The 19,735-nt window shown below is 74.7% G+C and carries 14 protein-coding genes; 6 read left to right on the top strand and 8 right to left on the bottom strand.

Features of this window, described 5'->3' with window-relative positions; translation table 11 throughout:
• Positions 1 to 139: 139 nt before the first annotated feature.
• From M0638_RS14995 to M0638_RS15005, 3 genes are read left to right on the top strand one after another with little or no spacing between them, the layout of a single operon-like run.
• Entirely contained in the window at positions 140 to 1,135 is a 996-nt protein-coding gene (locus M0638_RS14995; protein ID WP_248667809.1) for a Bug family tripartite tricarboxylate transporter substrate binding protein, read from the top strand.
• A gap of 26 nt (positions 1,136 to 1,161) precedes the next feature.
• The gene (locus M0638_RS15000) at positions 1,162 to 3,249 is read left to right on the top strand and encodes a hydantoinase/oxoprolinase family protein (RefSeq protein ID WP_248667810.1); all 2,088 of its coding nucleotides are present in this window, start codon (positions 1,162 to 1,164) and stop codon (positions 3,247 to 3,249) included.
• Positions 3,246 to 4,904, top strand: a complete 1,659-nt coding sequence (locus tag M0638_RS15005; RefSeq protein WP_248667811.1) for a hydantoinase B/oxoprolinase family protein — start codon at positions 3,246 to 3,248, stop codon at positions 4,902 to 4,904. Before M0638_RS15000 ends, M0638_RS15005 begins: the two co-directional genes overlap by 4 nt.
• A gap of 92 nt (positions 4,905 to 4,996) precedes the next feature.
• Here M0638_RS15005 and M0638_RS15010 read toward each other — a convergent pair whose 3' ends face one another.
• A complete protein-coding gene (locus tag M0638_RS15010) occupies positions 4,997 to 5,464 on the bottom strand; it encodes a YybH family protein (RefSeq protein ID WP_248667812.1) in 468 nt (155 codons plus the stop codon).
• A 362-nt stretch (positions 5,465 to 5,826) separates the two neighbouring features.
• Between M0638_RS15010 and M0638_RS15015 the strand changes: the two genes are divergently transcribed.
• Positions 5,827 to 6,705: a Bug family tripartite tricarboxylate transporter substrate binding protein gene (locus M0638_RS15015; protein WP_248667813.1), complete on the top strand. Its 879-nt coding sequence runs from the start codon at positions 5,827 to 5,829 to the stop codon at positions 6,703 to 6,705.
• Positions 6,706 to 7,100: 395 nt separating this feature from the next.
• Here the strand turns inward: M0638_RS15015 and guaA are convergent, their stop codons facing one another.
• The 5 genes from guaA to M0638_RS15040 all read right to left on the bottom strand — a co-directional run bounded on the left by guaA (position 7,101) and on the right by M0638_RS15040 (position 14,485).
• Positions 7,101 to 8,696: a glutamine-hydrolyzing GMP synthase gene (gene guaA / locus M0638_RS15020; protein WP_248667814.1), complete on the bottom strand. Its 1,596-nt coding sequence runs from the start codon at positions 8,694 to 8,696 to the stop codon at positions 7,101 to 7,103.
• A gap of 313 nt (positions 8,697 to 9,009) precedes the next feature.
• Positions 9,010 to 11,160, bottom strand: a complete 2,151-nt coding sequence (locus M0638_RS15025; RefSeq protein ID WP_248667815.1) for an acetate--CoA ligase family protein — start codon at positions 11,158 to 11,160, stop codon at positions 9,010 to 9,012.
• A gap of 292 nt (positions 11,161 to 11,452) precedes the next feature.
• The gene (locus M0638_RS15030; RefSeq protein ID WP_248667816.1) at positions 11,453 to 12,262 is read right to left on the bottom strand and encodes an NUDIX hydrolase; all 810 of its coding nucleotides are present in this window, start codon (positions 12,260 to 12,262) and stop codon (positions 11,453 to 11,455) included.
• 7 nt (positions 12,263 to 12,269) lie between these two features.
• Positions 12,270 to 13,238, bottom strand: a complete 969-nt coding sequence (argF, locus tag M0638_RS15035) for an ornithine carbamoyltransferase (RefSeq protein ID WP_282572026.1) — start codon at positions 13,236 to 13,238, stop codon at positions 12,270 to 12,272.
• Between the two features lie 26 nt (positions 13,239 to 13,264).
• Positions 13,265 to 14,485, bottom strand: coding sequence for an aspartate aminotransferase family protein (locus M0638_RS15040; protein ID WP_248667817.1), 1,221 nt, complete (start codon positions 14,483 to 14,485; stop codon positions 13,265 to 13,267).
• Positions 14,486 to 15,065: 580 nt separating this feature from the next.
• Here M0638_RS15040 and M0638_RS15045 point away from each other — a divergent pair.
• Complete coding sequence (locus M0638_RS15045) at positions 15,066 to 15,707, top strand: glutathione S-transferase family protein (protein WP_248667818.1); 642 nt, start codon at positions 15,066 to 15,068, stop codon at positions 15,705 to 15,707.
• A 92-nt stretch (positions 15,708 to 15,799) separates the two neighbouring features.
• On the opposite strand, the gene M0638_RS15050 is transcribed toward M0638_RS15045, so the two are convergent.
• Together M0638_RS15050 and M0638_RS15055 are read right to left on the bottom strand one after the other, a co-directional pair.
• Positions 15,800 to 17,779: an elongation factor G gene (locus M0638_RS15050; protein ID WP_248667819.1), complete on the bottom strand. Its 1,980-nt coding sequence runs from the start codon at positions 17,777 to 17,779 to the stop codon at positions 15,800 to 15,802.
• A gap of 247 nt (positions 17,780 to 18,026) precedes the next feature.
• On the bottom strand, positions 18,027 to 18,923 hold the full coding sequence (locus M0638_RS15055; RefSeq protein WP_248667820.1) for a LysR family transcriptional regulator: 897 nt from the start codon (positions 18,921 to 18,923) through the stop codon (positions 18,027 to 18,029).
• Between the two features lie 128 nt (positions 18,924 to 19,051).
• Between M0638_RS15055 and M0638_RS15060 the strand changes: the two genes are divergently transcribed.
• Entirely contained in the window at positions 19,052 to 19,474 is a 423-nt protein-coding gene (locus M0638_RS15060; protein WP_248667821.1) for a DoxX family protein, read from the top strand.
• Positions 19,475 to 19,735 lie beyond the last annotated feature (261 nt).

Raw genomic sequence — 19,735 nt, forward strand, 5'->3', positions numbered from 1 at the left:
GTGCCGCCGGCGGCGTGCCGCCCCGGTCCGAATCCTGCATGGCGCCGTGCGCGGAGGAACGTGGCCGGCACGCCGGCCGTCTATCCACGAAAGCACGCGACAGTATATTCTATATCACGATTATTCGGGGGATTTTCGCGTGTCCGCTTCCCGCCGCCACCTTCTCGCCGCCGGCAGCGCCTTCGCCGGCATCGGTCTCGTCGGCGCCACCCGGCCCGCCCGCGCGCAGCCTGCCCCGCCGCCCGCCGACTACCCGAACCGGCCCATCCGGCTGATCGTGCCCTTCCCGCCCGGCGGCGGCGTGGACCTTACCGGCCGGCTGCTGGCCGAGGCGGTCGCGCCGCTGCTCGGCCAGAGCGTGGTGGTGGAGAACCGGGGCGGGGCCGGCGGCGTGCTCGGCGTCGAGGCCATGTCGCACGCGCCGCCCGACGGCTACACGCTGAGCCTGACCGGCGCCGGCACGCTGACCGCCGGGCCCGCGCTGCGCCGGCTGCCCTACGACCCGATGACGCTCGCCAACGTCACGCGGCTGATCACCGCGCCCTTCATCATCGCCGCCGCCAACGACTTCGCCGCGCGCGACATCGCCGGCCTGATCGCGCTCGGGAAGCAGCGCGAGATCCGCTACGCCTCGGGCGGCATCGGCACCAGCCAGCACCTCGCCGGCGCGCTGTTCGAACAGATGACCGGGCTGCGCATGACGCACGTCCCGTATCGCGGCACCGGCCCGGCGCTGAACGACCTCGCCGCCGGCATCGTCGATATCTACTTCGGCGACCCGGCGACGCTGTCGCTGATCCAGGGCGGGCAGGCGCGGGCGCTCGGCGTCACCTCGGAGGGGCGCTGGCCGCCGCTGCCGGACACGCCGGCGGTGGCCGAGACGGTGCCGGGCTACGCGCCGCAGAACTGGTACGGGCTCGCGGCACCGCCCGGCACGCCGGCGCCGATCGTGGCCTTCCTGCACGCGCGCATCGCCGAGGCGCTGGGCCGGCCGGCGGTGGCGGCGAAATTCGACCGGGCGGGGCTGCACCCGGCGCCGCTGGCGCCGGCCGAATACGCCGAATTCCTGCGCCGCGACGCCGCCGCCTATGCCGAGGTGATCCGGCGCGGCAACATCCGCCTCGATTCCGACTGAACGGCGCCGCGAGAGGGCAGGAAAGCATGACGGGCAGGACGACGCGCCTCGCGGTCGATATCGGCGGCACCTTCACCGACCTGGTGCTGGAGACGCCGGCGCGAAGCTGGTCGCGCAAGGTGCTGACCACGCCGGAGGCGCCGGAACGCGCCGTGCTGGAGGGGATGCGCGCCATCGCCGCGCAGGCCGGGGTGGCGCCGGAGACGATCGGCCTCGTCGTGCACGGCACCACCCTCGCCACCAACGCGCTGATCGAGCGCAAGGGCGCGCGCACCGCGCTGCTCACCACGGAGGGCTTCCGCGACTCGCTGGAGATCGCCTTCGAGCACCGCTTCGAGCAGTACGACCTCTACATGGAGCGCCCGGCGCCGCTGGTGCCGCGCCCGCTCCGCCTCGGCGTGCCGGAGCGGATCGCGGCCGACGGCGCGGTGCTGCTGCCGCTCGACGAGGCGGCGCTGCGCGCGACGGCGGCGGGGCTGCGTGCCCTGGGGGGCGAACAAGGCATCGAGGCCGTCGCCGTCTGCTTCCTGCACAGCTTCACCAACGACGCGCATGAGCGGCGCGCCGGCGCCATCCTGGCCGAGGAACTGCCGGAGGCCGCGATCTCCCTCTCCTGCGAGGTGGCGCCGGAGATACGCGAGTACGAGCGCGCCTCCACCACCGTCGCCAACGCCTACGTGCTGCCGCTGATGGAGCGCTATCTCGGCCGCCTCCAGCACGGGCTGCTCGCCGCCGGGGTCGCGGCGCCGCTGCTGCTGATGATGTCCTCGGGCGGCATCACCACGGTGGAGACGGCGCGGAAATTCCCGGTGCGCCTGGTCGAGAGCGGCCCGGCCGGCGGCGCCATCCTGGCGCGGCTGGTGGCGGCGGAGAACGGGCTCGACCGCGTCGTCGCCTTCGACATGGGCGGCACCACGGCGAAGCTGACCCTGATCGACGACCTCGAATTCCAGCGTTCCCGCAGCTTCGAGGTGGCGCGCGCCTACCGCTTCGTGCAGGGCAGCGGCCTGCCGGTGCGCATCCCGGTGATCGAGCTGGTGGAGATCGGCGCCGGCGGCGGCTCCATCGCGCGACTGGACGCGCTGGGGCGCATCCAGGTCGGGCCGGACAGCGCCGGCTCCGTCCCCGGCCCCGCCTGCTACGGGCGCGGCGGCACCGCGCCCACCGTGACCGACGCGGATGCGGTGCTCGGCCGGCTCGACCCCGCGCGCTTCGCCGGCGGCACCCTCTCGCTCGACCCGGCGCTGGCCGAGGCGGCGCTCGCCGACGCCATCGGGCCCGCCATGGGCGGCAGCGTCGCCGGCGCCGCCGGCATCGCCGAGATCGTGGACGAGACCATGGCCAGCGCCGCGCGCGTCCACGCGGTGGAGAACGGCAAGGACACGGCCGAGCGCACCATGATCGCCTTCGGCGGCGCCGCGCCGCTGCACGCCGCGCGCCTCGCGCGCAAGCTCGGCATGCGGCGCGTGGTGGTGCCGGTGGGGGCGGGGGTCGGCTCGGCGCACGGCTTCCTGCGCGCGCCGGTGGGCTACGAGGTGGTGCGCTCGCGCCATCTCGCCCTCGCCGATCTCGACCCGGCGGCGCTGGACGTGCTCTTCGCCGGCATGCGGGAGGAGGCGGAAGCGGTGGTGCGCCTCGCCGCGCCGGACGCGCCGCTGGTGGAATCCCGCACCGGCTTCATGCGCTACCGCGGCCAGGGGCACGAGATCGCGGTGGCGCTGCCGCCGGGCGCGCTCGGCGCCGACGCCGCCGCCGTGCTGCACGCCCGCTTCGAGGCCGCCTACGCCGCGCTGTTCGGCCGGGTGATCCCGCACCTGGCGGTGGAGGCGCTGACCTGGTCGCTCTCCCTCGCCGTGGCGCAGGAACTGCCGACGCCGCCCCCCGAGCCGCCGCCGCGCGCGGCCCCGCCGCCGGTCGCGCGGCGCACCCTGCACGACCCCGCCACCGGCCGCGCCGACGCGGCCGCCGTGCATGAGCGCCTGTCCCTGCCGCCCGGCACGCGCCTCGCCGGCCCGGCGCTGGTGGTGGAGGACGAGACCACCACCGTGGTGCCGGCCGGCGCCACGGCGCGCATCAACGCCCTCGGCCACATCGTGCTGGAGTTCGACGCATGAGCGCAGCCGTCAGCGACATCGCGCTCCAGGTGATGTGGAACCGCCTGCTCTCCGTGGTGGAGGAGCAGGCGCGCACCCTGGTGCGCACCGCCTTCAGCACCAGCGCGCGCGAGGCCGGCGACATCTCGGCCGGCGTGTTCGACCTGGAGGGCCGCATGCTGGCGCAGGCCGTCACCGGCACGCCGGGCCACGTCAACTCCATGGCCCGCTCGGTGAAGCACTTCATCGAGGCCTTCCCGGTGGCGACGATGCGGCCGGGCGACCACTACATCACCAACGACCCGTGGAAGGGCACCGGCCACCTCTACGACATCGTCGTCACCTCGCCCGCCTTCCACGAGGGGAAGCTGGTGGCGCTGTTCTCCTGCACCACGCACGTGGTCGACATCGGCGGCATCGGCCAGTCGCCCGAGGGACGGCAGGTCTTCCACGAGGGGCTGTTCATCCCGCTCCTGCCGCTCGCCCGCGAGGGCCGGCTGGAGGAGGGGCTGATGCGGCTGATCCGCGCCAATGTCCGCGAGCCGGTGCAGGTGGAGGGCGACATCCACGCGCTGATGGCCTGCAACGACATCGGCGCCCGCCGCCTTTCCGCCATGCTGGCCGAGCACGGCATCGCCGATCTCGACGCGCTCGGCGCGCACATCGTCGCACGCAGCCGCGCCGGCATGGCGCAGGCGATCGCGGCGCTGCCGCGCGGCACCTGGCGCAACGCCATGCGCATCGACGGCTTCGGCGCGCCGATCGACCTCGTCGCTGCCGTGACCATCGCCGAGGACCACATCCTGGTGGACTACGAGGGCTCCTCGCCCAGCTCCGACCGCGGCATCAACTGCCCCTACTGCTACACCGACGCCTACACCGCCTTCGGCATCAAGGCGCTGATCGGCCCGGCCATCCCGAACAATGCCGGCACGCTCGACTCGATCGTCGTGCGCACCCCGGCGAACAGCATCGTGGACGCGCCCTGGCCGGCGGCGGTGAACGCCCGCTCCACCATCGGCCACATGCTGCCGGACGTGGTGTACGGCGCGCTGCACCAGGCGCTGCCCGACCGGCTGCCGGCCGAGGGCACCTCCAACCTCTGGAACCTCAAGCTCGGCGCCGGCCACGGCATCACCGCCGGGCACACGGGGCGCCCCTTCCAGGTCACCACCTTCCATTCCGGCGGCGCCGGGGCGCGGCCGCGACAGGACGGGCTTTCCGCCACGCCCTTCCCGAGCGGCGTGCGCAACGTGCCGGTCGAGATCACCGAGACCATCGCGCCGGTGGTGATCTGGAAGAAGGAGTACCGCCCGGATTCCGGCGGGCCGGGCACGCATCGCGGCGGGCTCGGCCAGATGATGGAGGTGACGCACCGCGACCCGGCCGGCGTGTTCGGCCTGTTCGCCACCTTCGAGCGCGTGGTCTACCCGGCGCGCGGCCGCGAGGGCGGGCTGCCCGGCGCGCGGGGCCGCGTCTCGCTCGCCTCGGGCCAGGAATTGCAGGGCAAGGGCTTCCAGCTCGTCCCCGCCGGCGAGCGTCTGGTGGTGGAGATGCCGGGCGGCGGCGGCTATGGCGACCCGGCGCGGCGCGACCCCGCGCTGGTCGCGGCGGATGTGGAAGCCGGGCTGGTCAGCCAGGAGCAGGCGGCGGCCCTCTACGGCGCGAAGCGCTGACCGATGGCCACCGACGCGCGCGCCGCGCCGTCCCGCGCGGTCGGGCCGTCACGCAGGGTGATGCCGACGGCCCCTGCAGGTGCGGGCCGGCATCAGATCCCGCCGGGGCGCGGCCCCTCGTCACCCTTCGAGAAATGCGCGTGGACGACCCGCCATCCGTCCGCCTCCCGGCGGAACACCATGGTGGAGCGCGAGAGGAATTCGCTGTCGTCGTAGTTGAAGTCGCGGACGGGCCTGTCGTCGCCGACCCAGCGCCGGCGGGTGCGGCGATGGCACCAGACCACCGCCGTCTCCGCGTCCACCACGCCGCCGATGTCGTAGGGCGTCCAGTAGGTGGAGGCGACCTGCGTGGCGTAGTAGCGCCAGAGGCGCGTCCAGTGCTCCAGGCCGCGATAGGTGAAGCCGTTGAGGTTGAAGAAGGTGGCCGCCGGCGAGGCGCTGAAGAGGGGTTGCAGCCTCTCCCAGTCGTAGCGCGCGTTCGCGTCGATGTAGGCATGGTGCAGTTCCAGGATGCGCTGCCGGTCCGCCTCGCTGCCGCCTACCAGTCCCGCCTCGCTCATGCCGCGCCTCTCCGTCTGCCGCCGGTCCGCCGCCGGCCCACGGCCGCCAGGGGAGCACGGGCGATGGCGGCTGGAAAGCACGCGCCGCGGCCGCATTCCGCCTTGATCGCCGCGGCACGAGGCCGGATCCTGCGCTTCCCGCGGACCCGCCTCCGACGCGGGCAAGGACGCCGACCGGACAGCATGCCGCCACACCGGGAGGATGTGGTCGCCCGACCGTGCCGGAGACCCCGATGCCCTGCCCGCTCGCCCGACGCAGCCTGTTCCGGGCCGCCCTCCTGCCCGCCCTTTTGGCCCCCGCCCTGCATGTCCGTCCGGCCGGCGCCCAAGCTTCTGGCGCCCAGGCCTTTCCGCAGCGGCCGGTGCGGATCGTGGTGCCCTTCCCGCCGGGCGGTGCCACCGACAGTTCCGCGCGCGTGGTCGCCGACTTCCTGTCGGCCCGCTACGGCAAGCCGTTCGTCGTCGAGAACCGGGCCGGCGCCTCGGGCAACATCGGCGCGGAGTACGTCGCGCGCGCCGCGCCGGACGGCCACACCTGGCTGATCGGCTCCCCCGCCAACCTGGCGATCGGCAGGCTGCTGAACCCGCAGCTCGCCTTCGACCCGATGACCGACCTGACGCCGCTCTCGCTCGTCTTCACGACCGATCACGTGCTGACGGTGCGCGCCGACTTCCCGGCGCGGAGCGTCGCGGCCTTCATCGAGGAGGCGAGGCGCCGCCCGCGGCCACTCGTCCACGGCTCCTCCGGCATCGGCAGCAGCCTGCACCTGATCGGCGAGATGTTCCGGCTTCGCACCGGGCTTGCCATGATCCACGCGCCCTATCGCGGCAGCGCGCCGGCGGTCAACGACCTGCTGGCCGGCACGATCGACTGCATGTTCGACCAGCTCCCCGCCTCGGTCGGCCATCTGCGCGGCGGATCGCTGCGCGCGCTGGCGACGACGGGCCCGGCCCCCAATGCGCAGCTTCCCGGCGTGCCGACGCTGGGCGAGACCATCCCGGGCTTCGCCGCGCGATCCTGGAATGCCATGGCGGTGCCGGCCGGCACGCCGGCACCGCTGGTCGCGCAGCTCGCAGCCGACCTGCAGGCGGCACTGGCCGATCCGGGCGTCCTGGCGAGGCTCGCCCCGCTCGGCGCGGATTACCGCGCCTCCACCCCGGACGAGATGCGCGCCCTGATGCACGCCGAAGTGGATCTCTGGGGACCCGTGATCCGGGACGCCGGAATCAGCCTGTCCTGAGAGCGGTTCTCGCAATTCCCGAGCCAGTCGTCCTGCCACCGGGAACAGGCGGGCGGCCTGGAGCAGGGGCCGGTGACGAAGCCGCAGCGTCGCGCCGCTCGCCCCGGCCACCGTCGCCCGCAGCCCTCGCCACGGCTCCCCCTCGCGCCGGAAGCGCCGCGATGTGGCCAGCCCCCATACCGTCGTCGCCAACCGTCGTCGCCAGCGGATGGCCATGCCGGCGGGATCCGGCTGTCCAGCACCTCGTCCCGCATCCTCCACAAGCCGGCGCCGCAGGGATGGGGAACGCGCCGGGACCTCGGCACCGATCCAGACACACGACCAAGAGCAGCAGCGAGAACCGCCTCTCGGATCGCGTTACGGCGCGGAACGGGAAACGCGTTTCGGCCGAGGAATCACTCCCACTCGATCGTGCCGGGCGGCTTGCTCGTCACGTCGTAGGTCACGCGGTTGATGCCGCGCACCTCGTTGACGATGCGCGACGCGACGCGGCCGAGGAAGGCCATGTCGAACGGGTAGATGTCGGCGGTCATGCCGTCCGTGCTGGTCACGGCGCGCAGCGCGCAGGCCTGGTCGTAGGTGCGCCCGTCGCCCATCACGCCGACGCTGCGCACCGGCAGCAGCACCGCGAAGGCCTGCCAGATCGCGTCGTACAGCCCCGCCGCGCGGATCTCCTCCAGGAAGATCGCGTCCGCCTTCTGCAGCATCGCGACGGCCTCGCGCGTCACCGCGGCGCTCGGGATGCGGATGGCGAGGCCGGGGCCCGGGAAGGGATGCCGCCCGACGATGCTCTCCGGAATCCCGAGCTCGCGCCCCAGCGCCCGCACCTCGTCCTTGAACAGCTCGCGCAGCGGCTCGACGAGCTTCATGTTCATCCGCTCGGGCAACCCGCCCACGTTGTGGTGCGACTTGATCGTCACCGAGGCGCCGCCCGTCGGGTGCGCGCTCTCGATCACGTCCGGATACAGCGTGCCCTGCGCCAGGAACCCCGCGCCGCCGAGCCGCTTCGCCTCCTCGTCGAACACCTCGACGAACAGCCGGCCGATCGTCTTGCGCTTCTGCTCCGGATCGACCACGCCCTCCAGCGCGCGCAGGAACAGCTCCGAGGCGTCGCGGTGGATCAGGCGGATGTTGAAGCGGTCGCGGAAGGTGCGCACCACCTCCTCCGCCTCGCCCTGCCGCAGCAGCCCGTGATCGACGAAGATGCAGGTGAGCTGGTCGCCGATCGCCTCGTGGATCAGCACCGCCGCCACCGAGGAATCGACGCCGCCGGAAAGCCCGCACACCACGCGCCCCTCGCCCACCTGGGCGCGGATGCGCGCGATCGCCTCGGCCCGGAAGGCGCCCATCGTCCAGTCGCCGCGGCAGCCGCAGACGCCATGCGTGAAGTTGCGCAGCAGCGCGGCACCGTGCGGCGTGTGCGCCACCTCCGGATGGAACTGCACGCCGTAGAAGCGCCGCGCCTCGTCGGCGATGGCGGCATAGGGCGCGCCCTCGCTGGTGGCGATCACCCGGAAGCCCTCGGGCAGCCGCGTCACCCGGTCGCCGTGGCTCATCCAGACCTGCTCGCGCCCGCCCGCCTGCCAGACGCCGCTGAACAGCGCGCTGCCCGCTTGCACCTCGACGAAGGCGCGGCCGAATTCCTGGTGGTCAGAGCCCTGCACCTCGCCGCCCAGCATCTGGCACATGAGCTGCTCGCCGTAGCAGATGCCGAGCACCGGCACGCCGGCCTCGAACACGGCCGGCGTCGGGTGCGGGCTGCCCTCGGCGGTCACGCTGGCCGGGCCGCCCGAGAGGATGATGCCGCGCGGCGCGAAGGCGCGCAGGCGGGCCTCGTCGGCGTTCCAGGGCCAGATCTCGCAGTACACCCCGGCCTCGCGCAGCCGGCGGGCGATGAGCTGGGTGACCTGGCTGCCGAAGTCCAGGATCAGGATGCGGTCGTGGATGGCGGCGGAGGCCGTGTCGGCCACGGCGGCGGGAGACGGGTCCATGGGGCAGCTTGCACCACAGCCCGGACGGTCGGACAAGCGAAAGAAAGGCAGGTCTGCCCCTGGCGCCCACCCGACCCCGGGGACTGCGCTGCCTTTCCCCATCCGCCCCCTGGGAAAGACTCCGCCTTCCCCGGACCCCATCCGGCAGGAGGGCAAGGACCTCCTGCACCTCTATTCGTCTGGCCCCGAGGGTTGCGACCGTCGGGCCGGCTCTCCCGAAACGGGGGATCCAAGGGGGCTTCGCCCCTTGGCGGAGGGTCCAGGGAGGCAGCGCCTCCCTGGTCGGGGTCGCAGAGGGCGGGGCCCCCGCCCGCTACGCCTCGGACCGCGCGATCAGCCCGTCCACCGCCACGATCCGCCCCGCCCCGCAGATCAGCGGGTTCACGTCCAGCTCGGCGATCCGCCCCGCCTGGTCCGCCGCCAACTCCGAGACCCGCGCCACGATCCCCGCCAGCGCGTCGAGATCCACCGCCGGCGCCCCCCGGAACCCCGCGAACAGCCCCGCCCCGCGCAGCCGCCCGAGCATCCGCCGCGCCTCGGCCGGTGTCACCGGCGCCAGCGCCGTCACCGTGTCGCGCAGCAGCTCGGCCATCACGCCGCCGAGGCCCACCAGCACGAGCGGCCCGAGCAGCGGGTCCTGCCGCGCGCCCACCACCACCTCCAGCCCGGACGGCACCATGGGCTGCACCAGCACGCCGTGGATGCGCGCCTCGGCCGCCGCCCGGCGCGCATTGGCCATCACCGTCTCGTACCCCGCCCGCACGGCGGCGGGGTCGGCAAGGCCCAGCCGGATCACCCCCGCCTCGGTCTTGTGCGGGATGTCCGGGCTCTCGGCCTTCAGCGCCACCGGATAGCCCAGCGCCTCGGCCGCCGCCTCGGCCTCCTCGGCGCTGCGGGCCAGCCGCTCCTCCACCACTGGCACGCCGTAGGCGGCCAGCACGCGCTTGGCCTCGCGCTCGGTGAGCATCGCCCCGGCCGGCGCGGCGTCGAGCAGCGCCGCCGCCGCCTCCCGCGCCCCGTCCGGTGCGGCCCGCCCCGCCGCATCCTCGCCCGCGGCCGCCGCAAGCCGCTCCTCCCGCTCGCGCCACGCCGCCAGCGCCGCGAAGCAGCGGTCCATGGAGTGGAACACCGGCAGCCCCGGCTCCGCCGCCAGCTCGCGCGTGCCCGGCCCCTCCAGCGATTCCGTCAGCCAGGCGAAGCACACCGGCTTGCCGTGCTCGGCCGCCAGCCGGCTGAACCACGGGATGCGGCGCGTGGCGCTCTCGTAGGCGTAGACGTAGGGGTAGATCATCGCGCCGTAGGCCGGATCGGCCAGCAGCGCGCCGGCGCACTCGCCGAGCGATTCGAGGTTGGCCAGCACCTGCGCCGTCACGTCGCACGGGTTGCGCGCCGAGCCGTATTCCGGGATGTGCGACTCCAGGATGGCGCGCACCGCGGGGTCCGGCTGCGGCAGCGGCACGCCGTGCCGCTCCGCCGCGTCCGCCGCCATGATCGAGGCGCCGCCCGAGGTGGCGATCACCGCCGCCCCCGGCGCCTTCATGCGGCCGGCCTTGCTGAAGAAGTCGGCCAGCTCGACGATCTCCTCGAAGCGATCCGCGACCACGAAGCCCGCCTTGTCGAAGGCCGCGCGGTACGCCGCGTCCGAGCCCGCCAGGGAGCCGGTGTGCGAGAGCGCCGCCGCCGCCCCCGCCTCGCCGGTGCCGATCTTGTGGATCACCACCGGCTTGTCGTGGGCCCGGGCGACCGCCGCCGCCTCCAGCAGCCGGCGCGGCTCGGGCATGCCCTCGAACAGGCAGGCGATGGCGCCGCAGGCCGGGTCCTCGGCCAGCGCCGCGATCCAGTCGGCGATGTCCACGTCCGCGGAATTGCCGCAGGTGACGACATGGCTGAAGGAGACGCCGCGATCCGCCGCCTGCGCCAGCGCGAAGCCCAGCGCGCCGGACTGGCTGACCACCGCCACCGAGCGCGGCCGCGCCGCCGCCACGTCCGGCACGGCGGAGAAGGTCATGCGCGCCTGCGTCACGTAGCTCAGCACGCCGATGCAGTTCGGCCCGACGATGCGGATGCCCCGCGCGCGCGCCATCTCCGCCAGCCGCGCCTGCTCCGCCACGCGCTCCGGCCGGCCCACCTCGGCATAGCCCGAGGCGTAGATCACCGCGCCGCGCACGCCGATCGAGGCGCACTCCTCGACGATGCCCTCCACCACCTCGCGGTTCACCACCAGCACGGCGCAGTCCGGCACCTCCGGCAGCGCCGAGACCGAGGGGTGGCAGGGCCGCTCGCCGATGCGGTCGTATCGCGCGTTGACGAGGTGGACGTTGCCGGCGAAGCGCGAGAGGTTGGCCAGGGTGCGCTCGCCGAAGGAGCCGGCGCGGGGCGAGGCGCCGATCAGGGCGATGCTGCGCGGCTCCAGCAGCGGGGCGAGGTCGGCGCGGCGGTACACGGCGCGGGGCGCTGTGGGCATGCTCTTGGTTTCCTCCGTCGTTGTTTGCGTCCAAGGGCGGGGGCTTCGCCCCCGCACCCCCACCAGGGGCTCTGCCCCTTGGGTATCCCCGCCAGGGGGCGAAGCCCCCCTGGCACCCCCCGTTCGGATTCAGACCTCGATGGTCCAACCCGCGAAGCCCAGAACGCCGGCGGAGGTCCAGGAACCTGAGGTTCCTGATGGGTAGGGTCTGGGGAGGGCAAGGCCCTCCCCAGGTGGATGGGGTCCGGGGAAGGCAAAGCCTTCCCCGAAAGGCGTTGGGGCTCGGGGAACGTCAGATCGCCGGCGGGTCCAGCATCGGGAACAGCGACCCGCCATAGCCTGCCGCCTCGGGGATGCAGAGCCGCGGCCCCTCCGGCGTCTTCACCACGCGCGGCTGCACCGTCACCACCGGCTCGGCGCGGGCGGCGGCGAGGATGGCGGCCACCGTGTCGTGCCGGGCCAGCTTCAGCAGGTTCAGCCGCGTCGGGAAGAGCAGCTTCCAGCGTCCCTCGGCGGTCTGCGCGATCACGTCGGCCGGGCGGATCCAGACCGAGTCCACCGCCTCCCCGCCATCGTGCGCGCCGAGCTGGTCGGGCGGCGCCTCGGCGGCGAAGAAGTGCGTGTCGAAGCGCTTGGAGCGGTCGGCAGGCGTGATCCAGTGCGCGAAATGCACCAGCGCGTCCTCGGCCGGCGCCAGCCGCTCGGCGGCGAGCATGGAGTCGAGGCCGCGCTCGTTGCGGCACAGCGCCGCGCGATGCGCCGCCTCCACCGCCCGCAGCCGCGCCGCGTCCACGAGCCGGCCGGAGCCCTCGGGCCGGGCGAGCAGGATGCCGCACTCCTCGAAGGTCTCGCGGATCGCGGCGATGCGCAGCGTGGCGCTGTCGAGGTCGGCCAGTCCGGCCGCCTCGGCCACGGCGCGGTCGCCGTTCTCCACGCGCCCGCCGGGAAACACCAGCGCGCCGGAGGCGAACTCGATCGCGCGGTGGCGGACCACCATGAACACCTCGGGGCCGCGCCCGCCCTCGCGCAGCAGCAGCACCGTGGCGGCGAGCCGGGCCGCGACGGGCGCGGCGGCGGCGTTGTCCCAGGAAGGCTCGCTCATGCCCGCCTCACCCGGCGCCCAGCGCCCAGAGCAGCACGCCCTTCTGCGCGTGCAGCCGGTTTTCCGCCTCGTCGAACACCACGCTCCGCGGCCCGTCGATCACCTCGGCGGTGACCTCCTCGCCACGGTGCGCGGGCAGGCAGTGCATGAAGATCGCGTCCGGCGCGGCCTTCGCCATCAGCGCCGAATCGACGCGATAGGGCATGAGCAGGTTGTGCCGCTGGCTGTTCGGGTCGTCCGACATCGAGACCCAGGTGTCGGTCACGACGCAGCGCGCCCCGGCGACGGCGGCGGCAGGGTCGTCGGTCAGCGTCACCTCGGCGCCCTCGGCCCGCGCCCAGTCCAGCAGCGCCTGCGGCGGCCGCAGCGCCTCGGGGGTGGCGAGGCGGAGCGCGAAGCCGAGTCGGGCGGCGGCCTGGATCAGGCTGCGCGCCACGTTGTTGCCGTCGCCGCACCAGGCCACGGTCTGCCCCGCGATCGGGCCGCGATGCTCCTCGAAGGTGAGCACGTCGGCCATGATCTGGCAGGGGTGGGAGGCGTCGGTCAGCCCGTTGATGACGGGCACGGTCGCGTGCTCGGCCAGCTCGCGCAGCTTCGCGTCACTGTCGGTGCGCAGCATGATCGCGTCCACGTAGCGCGAGAGCACCCGGGCGGTGTCGGCCACCGTCTCGCCGCGGCCGAGCTGCATGTCGCGCCCGGAGAGCACCACGGCGTGGCCGCCGAGCTGGTGGATGCCCACCTCGAAGGAGACGCGGGTGCGCGTCGAGGGCTTCTCGAAGATCAGCGCCACGCTGCGGCCGGCGAGCGGGCGGTCGTCGCGCTCGCCGCGCTTGGCCGCGGCGGCGAGGCCGAGCATGCGGCGCAGGGTGGGGGCGTCGAAGTCGGCGATGTCGAGGAAGTGCCGCGGCGCCCCGCGGCCCTCCGTGCCGGGCACCGCCGCGCCGGCGGCGGGCGCGCCGCGGGGAGGTTCGCTCATCGCCCGTGGCATGCCCGCCGCCGCGCTCACTGCGCCGCCTGCCGCTGCTGCGCCTGCCGATGCTGTGCCGCCTGGGCGCAGCGCGTCAGGGCGCGGTCGAGCCGTTCGGCGGCGTCGCGCACCTCGGCCTCGCCGATGACCAGCGGCGGGGCGAGACGCAGCACGTTCTCGCCGGCGGCGACGGTGAGCAGCCCTTCCGCCACGGCGGCGTTCTGCAGGTCGCCGTTGGTCACCGCGGGGGCGAGCTTCAGCCCGACCAGCAGGCCCTGGCCGCGCACGCCCTCGACGATGCCGGCATGGCGCGTGGCCAGCCCCTCCAGCGCCTGCCAGAGCAGGGCGGCGACGCGCTGCACGCCGTCGAGGAAGCCCGGCGCCAGGATCACGTCCAGCACCGCGTTGGCGGCGGCGCAGGCGAGCGGGCCGCCGCCGAAGGTGGTGCCGTGCGTGCCGGGCTTCAGGTGCTTCGCGACGTGCTCCTTGGCCAGGATGGCGCCCATCGGCACGCCGCCGGCGATGCCCTTGGCCGAGGAGATCACGTCCGGCTCGATGCCGGCCCACTGGTGCGCCCAGAGCCTGCCGGTGCGGCCCATGCCGGTCTGCACCTCGTCGAGGCCGAGCAGCAGGCCGAACTCGTCGCAGGTGGCGCGCAGCTCCTGCAGGAAGCGGGCCTCGGCCGGGCGCACGCCGCCCTCGCCCTGCACCGGCTCGATCATGATGCCGGCGGTGCGGTCGGTGATCGCGGCGCGCACGGCGTTCATGTTGCCGAAGGGCACGTGGTCGAAGCCGTCCACCGGCGGGCCGAAGCCCGCGAGGTACTTGGCGTTGCCGGTCGCCGAGAGCATGGCCAGGGTGCGGCCGTGGAAGGCGCCCTCGAAGCAGATCATGCGGTAGCGCTCGGGCCGGCCGGTCTCGGCCATCGCCTTGCGCATCGCCTTGACCATGCCCTCGTTCGCCTCGGCGCCCGAGTTGCAGAAGAAGGCGCTGTCGGCGAAGGAGGTCTCGACCAGCCGGGCGGCGAGGCGCTCGGCCTGCGGCACGCGGTAGAGGTTGGAGACGTGCAGCACCTGCGTCGCCTGCTCGACGATGGCGGCGGTCAGGTGCGGGTGGTGGTGGCCGAGGCTCGACGTGGCGATGCCGGCGCCGAAGTCCAGGAATCGTCGCCCGTCCGCCGTCCACAGCCAGGCGCCCTCGCCCCGCTCGAAGGCGAGGTCGGCACGGTTGTAGGTGGGCATCAGGGCGGGAATCACGGGAGAGGCGCTCCAATTCCCCCGGCGGCACGCGGGAGGTTCCGGGGCACGCGACCATCGCGCGCACTGGGCTCCGGCGAGGCGCGGATCATGCGCCGGCCGGGGGAGCGTCGCAGCATGCCGAAGCGGGCGCGACCGGTCAAAGGGCGGGCCGGCAGGGCTGGGGCGAACCCGGCGCGGGGGCGGACGGGCCTTTGCCCGGCCCAGGACGCCACCTGGCCGTCGCGCCGGGGCCGGCGTGGTTCAGTGCGGTCGGGGAGCCGGCCGGCGCGCCGGGTCGGCGGCCGCCCCGCCCGTGGTCGCCGGCGCCGGGCACCCGCGCTGGCCGCCGCCGTCGCCCTGGCCGCCGTCGCCCTGGCCGCTGTCGTCCTGGCCGCAGCCGCCCTGGCCGCAGCGGAAGGAGCGGGACGCGGCGTGCGGGATCGGCAGCGCGGACGGCCTTTGTCGCCCTGGCCGGAAGCGGCGTGTCCCCTCCCGCGGGCGGGGGCGCGGGCGCCCCGATTGCCACGCGCGCGGCGCAGGCGGATTGTCGCGGCACGGCAGCGACCCGGCAGCGGCCCGGCAACAGAAGGAGACGAGCATGCTGACCATCCATCACCTCGGCGTGTCGCAGTCCGAACGGATCGTCTGGCTGTGCGAGGAGCTGGGCGTGCCCTACGCGCTGAAGCTCCACCGGCGCGATCCGGTGACGATCCTGGCGCCGGCCGAACTCAAGGCGCTGCACCCGATCGGGGCGGCGCCGGTGATCGAGGATGACGGGGTGGTGCTGGCGGAGTCGGCGGCCGTGATGGAGTTCATCATGGCCAGGTACGGCGATGGCGGGCTGGCCCGGCGCTACGGCGACGCGGACTTCGCGCCGTATCTCTACTGGTTCCACTTCGCCAACGGCACGCTGCAGCCGGCGATGGGGCGCTGCATGATCCTGGAGCGGCTGAAGCTGCCGGCCGACAACAAGGTGCTGGCCGCGATGCGCGGGCGGCTGGAGAAGGCGTTCGGGTTGGTGGAGGCGCGGCTGGGCGAGGTGCCCTACCTCGCGGGCGAGGCGTTCACGGCGGCCGACATCATCAGCGTGTTCTCGCTGACCACGATGCGGACGTTCCTGCCGGTCGACCTGGCGCCGTACCCGAACATCCGGGCCTATCTGCAACGCATCGGCGGGCGCGAGGCGTACCGGCGGGCGATGGCGAAGGGCGATCCGGGGATGACGCCGCTGCTCGACTGACGGCCGCGCGGGCGGGCCGGCGCCGCACCGCGCGCGAGGCGGGAGGTGCGGCCCGGCGGCCCTTCCGGGATGGCCTTCCGGGAGGCGGCCCTTCAGGCGCGCGCCTCGGCCAGGTGGTCGAAGCGGTGGACGTAGCTGCCGAGGCCCTGCGTCAGCGAGCGCAGCTCGATGATCAGCCCGGCCAGCTCGGCCGCCGGCAGCAGGGCCTGCACCTCGTCCCAGCCCTCCCAGCCCTCGCGCGCGGCGAAGCCCAGGATCTGGCCGCGCCGGCCGGTCAGCAGCCGCTGCGCGGCCGGGGTGCAGGCGGCGGGGACGCTGAGGGTGACGGATTCGACCGGCTCCAGCAGCACCGGCCCGGCCTTGGCCAGCCCCTCCTGCATCGCCATGCGGGTGGCGGTGGCGAAGGCCATGTCGCTGCTGTCCACGCTGTGGAAGCCGCCGTCGAGCAGGGTCACGGCGATGTCCACCACCGGGTGGCCGAGCGGCCCCCTGCGCGCCGCCTCCTCGGCGGCCTGGCCGATGGCGGGGATGAAGCGGCGCGGCACGGCGCCGCCCACCACCTTCTCGTCGAAGTGGAAGCCCGCCCCGCGCGGGCGGGGCGCGATCTGCAGCTTCACCTCGGCGAACTGGCCGTGGCCGCCGGTCTGGCGCTTGAGGCGGGCGTTCTGCACCACGGCGTGGCGGATGGTCTCGCGGAACGGGACCGGCACCGGGCCGGTGCGCAGCCGGATGCCGGCCGACGCCCCCAGCCGCTCCAGCGCCGCGCGCAGATGGATCTCGCCCTGGCCAGCGAGCACCGTGGCGCCGGTCTCGGCGTCCTGGCCGATCGCGAGCGCCGGCTCCTCCTCGGCCAGCCGCTGCAGCGCGGCGGCGAGCCGCACCTCGTCCTTGCGGTCCTCGGGCGCGATGGCGAGGCCGTGCACGGGCGGCGGCGGCGCGGGGAAGGGCAGCGGCGGCTCGCCCGGCGCGCCGCCCAGCGTGGCGCCGGTGCCGATGCCCTCCAGCCGGCCGAGCGCCACGATGTCGCCCGCCTCGGCGCTCGCCACCTTCTGCGCCTCGCCGCCGGGGAAGCGGTAGAGCCCGCCGATGCGCGCGCCGTTCAGCGAGGCGCCGTCCTGCACCCGGCCGCGCCAGAGCCGCGCGAAGGAGAGCCGGCCGGCATGGCCGGCATGGCGGGTGCGGAACACCTGCGCCAGGGGGGCGCCGCCCGCGGCGCCGATGCCGCGCCGGGCGGCGGTCCCGGCGGGCGCGGGCACGTCGTGGCGCAGCGCCTTCCACAGCCGGCGCAGGCCGTTGCCGTGCTCGGCCGCGCCGAGCAGCACGCCCATCACCGCGCCGCTCGCCTCGCCCTGGTGCAGCGGGCGGTAGATCTCCTCCGGCGCGGGGACGAGGTCCTCCAGCACCTTCTCCAGCAGCGCGTCGTCGTGGTCGGCCAGCGCCTCCAGCAGCGCGCCGCGCGCCTCGGCCTCGCGCCCGCGCATCGCCTCGGGCAGGCCGATGCGTTCCGAGGGGGCGCCGCGCCGGTAGCGGTAGGCGCGCTCGCTGACGAGATCGACATAGCCGGTGACGGCGCCGTCCTCGCGGATCGGCACCTGGCGCAGCACCAGGCGGCGATGCGTCCCGGCCTGCAGGGCGGCGAGGATGTCGCGCACCGTGCCGTCCAGCGTGTCGATGCGGTTGACGAAGACGATGCCGGGCGTCCCCGTCTCCTCCAGCCGGTGGAAGATCGGGCCGAGGCCGGCGGCGCGGTCGGGCGCGGCCTCGCACACCACCACCGCGAGATCGGCCACGGCGAGGGCGCAATCCACCTCGTGCGCGAATTCCACCGAGCCGGGGCAGTCGAGGATGGCCCAGCGCTCGCCCTGCACGGTCGCGTGGCCGAGCCGCGTCTCCATGCCCATGGCGCGCGGCGCGGCGGCGCGGCGGGCGGGGGCGGGCTCGTCGCCCCCGGTGGCCAGCAGCGCCGCGAACAGCGTGGACTTGCCGCTGCCCTGCGGACCGATCAGCGCGATGGACCGGGGCGCCGCCCCGCTGGCCGCCGCCCCGGCGGCTTCCCCAACCTGTTCCGGCATCGACCTACCTCCCTGGAAGGCCCGCCGCCACGCCACGGCATGGCCGGGCCCGCTGCTCGATGGCGGTTCTGTGACGACCGCCTTTGCCATGCCGGTTCTAGAGCATCCGCGACCGGCGTGTACACACCGGCCAATTCGGGAAAGTCGTGAAAACAAGAGGATAGATTGCGCCGTCAACAGCCGCGCCGCCGGGTTCGCAGGACCCGGCGCGGCCTGCCGGCGAGACCGCCGGCGGCAGGCGCCGCCCCTACCCCTCCGGCGCCAGCACCGCCACCCGGCGCTGGAAGGCCGTGCCGAGGAAATCCGTCAGGCTGCGGATGCGCGGCGTGTGGCGCGTGTCGCGGTGCACCACCAGCCAGACCTCGCGCCGGGGCGGCGGCACGGGCGTCTCCAGCCGCACCAGCGCCGGCGCCGCGTCGCCGAGGTAGCGCGCGAGGCAGGCCAGCCCCATCCCGCCGCACGCGGCCTGCCGCTGCGCGAAGCGGCTGTTGCTGCGCAGCGCCACCTGCGCCCGGCCGGTCATGCCGGCCAGCCACGCCATCTCCTGCAGGCGCATCAGGTCCTCCAGCGCCAGCACCACGCGGTGCCCCGGCGCGCCGGCGGCGAGGTCGGGCGTGCCGTGCCGGTCGAGATAGTCGCGGCTGGCGTAGAGGCCGTGGTCGATCCGCGACACCTGCCGCGCCACCAGGTCGCCCTGGTCGGGACGCGCCATGCGCAGCGCCACGTCCGCCTCGCGCCGCGCGAGGCTGAGCGGGCGCGTGTCGGTGATCAGCTCCAGCGTGATGCCGGGATAGCGCGCGGCGAAATCCGCCAGCTCGGGCAGCAGGATGTCCACCACCAGGGTTTCCACCGCGGTCAGGCGGATGCGGCCCTCCAGCCGCACGTCGCGGCCGCCGATGCCGCGTTCCACCGCCAGCACCTCGTTCTCGATGCGCTCCGCATGGCCGAGCGCCGCCTCGCCGGCCGGGGTGAGCGTGTAGCCGCCCGGCGTGCGCTCCAGCAGGCGCGCGCCCGCCCGCTGCTCCAGCGCCGCGAGGCGCCGGCCCATGGTCGGCTGGGCCACGCCCAGCGCCCGCGCCGCGGCCGAGAGCGAGCCGTGGCGGGCGATGGCCAGGAAATGGCGGAGATCGTCCCATTCCAGCATGCGGCCCCCGTACCTCCATGCGAAAACGTATAGGGATCAGGCGAAATCGGCCAAATGCCATGCGTCGATGGATGGCCTATTTCCGGATCACCGCGCCGGTCCCGGCGCCCTCTACCCGGAGACATCCCGTGATCGACTCCCGCACCGCCCCTTACGCCGTCCTGCTGCTGCGCGTCTGGCTCGGCGTGCTGTTCCTGGCCCATGCCGGGCTGAAGCTGTTCGTGTTCACCCCGGCCGGCACCGCCGCCTTCTTCGAGCGGGTCGGCGTGCCCGGCCTGCTCGCCTGGCCGACCATCGCGCTGGAGATCGCCGTCGCCGTGGCGCTGATCCTCGGCCTCTGGACCCGGGCGGCGGCGCTGCTCGGCACGCTGTCGCTGTTCGGCGCCCTCGCCACCGTCCACGGCAAGGCCGGCTTCTTCTTCACCAACCCGGGCGGCGGCTGGGAGTACATCGCCCTCTGGATCGTGGCCCTGCTGGCGGTGGCGCTGCTGGGCGACGGCGCCCTGGCGCTGCGCCCCTGGCAGCCGGCCCGCCGCGTGGCGGCGGCCTGAGCCGACGGGGAGGGCTCCGCCCTCCCCGAACCCCGTCTCGCCAGCGGGGAGGGCTCCGCCCTCCCCGAACCCCACCGGCCAGGGAAGGCTCCGCCTTCCCTGGAACCCATCCGCCAGGAACCTCAGGTTCCTGGACCTCCGCCGGCGTTTGGCCTCGCTGTCGACCCCCCCGGGGCCTGAAAACCGAACGGGGGATCCAAGGGGGCTTCGCCCCTTGGCGGGAGGATACCCAAGGAGGGCGGCGCCCTCCTTGGACCGGGG

The organism is Roseomonas acroporae (assembly GCF_023223525.1).
Lineage (GTDB): Bacteria > Pseudomonadota > Alphaproteobacteria > Acetobacterales > Acetobacteraceae > Roseomonas_E > Roseomonas_E acroporae.

Bases quoted from the DNA above. Each gene is read 5' to 3' on its own strand.
- M0638_RS15045 (WP_248667818.1), top strand. From the start codon at position 15,066: ATGCTGACCATCCATCACCTCGGCGTGTCGCAGTCCGAACGGATCGTC.
- argF (WP_282572026.1), bottom strand. From the start codon at position 13,238: ATGAGCGAACCTCCCCGCGGCGCGCCCGCCGCCGGCGCGGCGGTGCCC.
- M0638_RS15025 (WP_248667815.1), bottom strand. From the start codon at position 11,160: ATGCCCACAGCGCCCCGCGCCGTGTACCGCCGCGCCGACCTCGCCCCG.
- M0638_RS15050 (WP_248667819.1), bottom strand. From the start codon at position 17,779: ATGCCGGAACAGGTTGGGGAAGCCGCCGGGGCGGCGGCCAGCGGGGCG.
- M0638_RS15000 (WP_248667810.1), top strand. From the start codon at position 1,162: ATGACGGGCAGGACGACGCGCCTCGCGGTCGATATCGGCGGCACCTTC.
- guaA (WP_248667814.1), bottom strand. From the start codon at position 8,696: ATGGACCCGTCTCCCGCCGCCGTGGCCGACACGGCCTCCGCCGCCATC.
- M0638_RS15030 (WP_248667816.1), bottom strand. From the start codon at position 12,262: ATGAGCGAGCCTTCCTGGGACAACGCCGCCGCCGCGCCCGTCGCGGCC.
- M0638_RS15055 (WP_248667820.1), bottom strand. From the start codon at position 18,923: ATGCTGGAATGGGACGATCTCCGCCATTTCCTGGCCATCGCCCGCCAC.
- M0638_RS15005 (WP_248667811.1), top strand. From the start codon at position 3,246: ATGAGCGCAGCCGTCAGCGACATCGCGCTCCAGGTGATGTGGAACCGC.
- M0638_RS15010 (WP_248667812.1), bottom strand. From the start codon at position 5,464: ATGAGCGAGGCGGGACTGGTAGGCGGCAGCGAGGCGGACCGGCAGCGC.